The following is a 1,963-nucleotide window of genomic DNA, read 5'->3' as shown; positions in this document are numbered from 1 at the left end:
TTACAGAGGCATCTTTCAGACTCAGCCTGACACCTCTGCACTCAAGCTCTGCCTCCTGCATAGTCCCGGATTTTCCTGTTCTTCTGAGAACTGCCCTGATATGAGCCAGAAGAACAGGCGCCTGGTATGGCTTTGTAATATAATCGTCTCCTCCTGTCATCAAAGCTTCCAGTTCATCCATTGCCCCGGTCCTTCCTGTTACAAAAATCACCGGAACCTGGGATATTTTTCTGATCTGGGCGCACAGACTTACTCCACTGCCGCCTGGAATATTGATATCCATAAGGATCAGATCCGGATGGTTTTCTTTCAGAAGCTTTATGGGTTCCTCTGTAAATTCTGTCACTGCCAGAGCTGTGTATCCGGCGCTTATAAGAAGCAGGGAAAGCTCTTCCCTTATTCGTCTGTCGTCTTCTATGATCATAATTGTTTCCATTTTTGTCCACCTTTTCTGCTTTTCCGGCTGTTGACTTTATGTTGTATAAAATGATGTTGCACTAAGTATCGATTAATTACTGTTCACACAATTCTGTCCCGCCAAGTGTTTTGGCCTGTTTTTCCCAAAACTACAAAACATACAGACTAAAATGCCATCACTGAAAATGATTTGCAGTGCATGTTAACCAGGTTACCGGGAGCAGAGTGAACCGTACTATCTATTATAGCTTTTTTCTTTCCGCACGCATATGAAAATTACAATATTTTTTCATTTTTCTGCTATACTAAATATGAAGTTTTGATTTTAGGGTTTATTTACTATTTTTTATTTGATATAATAGAACGGATTATAAAGGAGGAAAATCATGAATTACGGTAAAAAATCAGTCTCAAAAAAGCGAAATTCTCTGATTTCCCGTACAGCCATGATGGGAAAACGTGCACACGTTTCGTTTATCAGAGTCCTGTTCATATCTCTGATCGCACTCTGTGTGATTGTAGGCTGTTTGGGCATCGGGGCCTTTCGGGGAATTATAGACAATGCCCCTGATGTGGAAGACGTGGATATTTCGCCTCTGGGATATGCAACCTTTTTGTATGACGGAGACGGAAACCAGCTGCGTAAGCTGACTGCGCCAAGCTCCAACCGACTGCCTGTTTCCATCGAACAGATTCCGGTGGATCTGCAGCATGCGGTAGTTGCTATTGAGGATGAACGTTTTTACGAGCACAACGGAATCGACGTAAGAGGTATCCTCCGTGCTTTCGTAAAAAATATCACTTCCGGAGGTCTCTCCGAGGGTGCCAGTACCATTACCCAGCAGCTTCTGAAAAATAATGTATTTACCAACTGGACCAAGGAATCCACCTGGCTGGAACGGTTCACACGTAAATTCCAGGAGCAGTATCTGGCAATTCAGATTGAAAAGAAGATCAATGACAAAAACGTGATCCTTGAAAATTATCTGAATACCATCAACCTGGGAGCAGGCGCCTACGGCGTTCAGGCAGCGGCAAGGCAGTATTTTAATAAAGATGTGTGGGATCTGAACCTTTCTGAATGTGCCACACTTGCAGGCATCACTCAGAATCCGACTCAGTTCAACCCCATTGAGCATCCGGAGGCAAATGCCAAAAGACGTAAAGAAGTCCTGGATCATATGCTGGATCAGCAGTATATTACCCAGGAGCAGTATGACCAGGTGATCAATGATGATATCTATACACAGATCCAGGCTGCACAGGCTCAGAACTCTGAATCAGCCGACACGATCTACAGCTATTTTGAAGACGAGCTTATTGACCAGGTGATCAATGATCTTATGAACATCAAGGGTTATACACGAACTCAGGCCCAGAACCTTGTTTACAGCGGCGGTCTTAAGATTTATACCACTCAGGATCAGCATATCCAGTCAATTCTTGATGAGGAATATGCCAACCCGGAAAACTATCCGGAAAATGTTCAGTATGCTCTTGATTATGCTCTGACCGTAACCAATCCTCAGGGCGAGGAAGTCAATTA

At 43.7% G+C, this 1,963-nt stretch carries 2 protein-coding genes; one reads left to right on the top strand and one right to left on the bottom strand.

Annotation, left to right across the window (positions count from 1 at the left end):
* On the bottom strand, positions 1–436 hold a 436-nt coding region (locus tag QVP40_RS10100; RefSeq protein WP_288200468.1), incomplete at its 3' end, for a response regulator transcription factor.
* Positions 437–803: 367 nt separating this feature from the next.
* Here QVP40_RS10100 and QVP40_RS10095 point away from each other — a divergent pair.
* On the top strand, positions 804–1,963 hold a 1,160-nt coding region (locus QVP40_RS10095; protein ID WP_288200467.1), incomplete at its 3' end, for a transglycosylase domain-containing protein.

This window comes from Blautia sp. CAG:257 (genome assembly GCF_000433815.1).
Lineage (GTDB): Bacteria > Bacillota > Clostridia > Lachnospirales > Lachnospiraceae > Blautia_A > Blautia_A caecimuris.
Note: the sequence above shows the minus strand (reverse complement) of the source record. Positions and strands in the feature narration are given on the sequence as shown.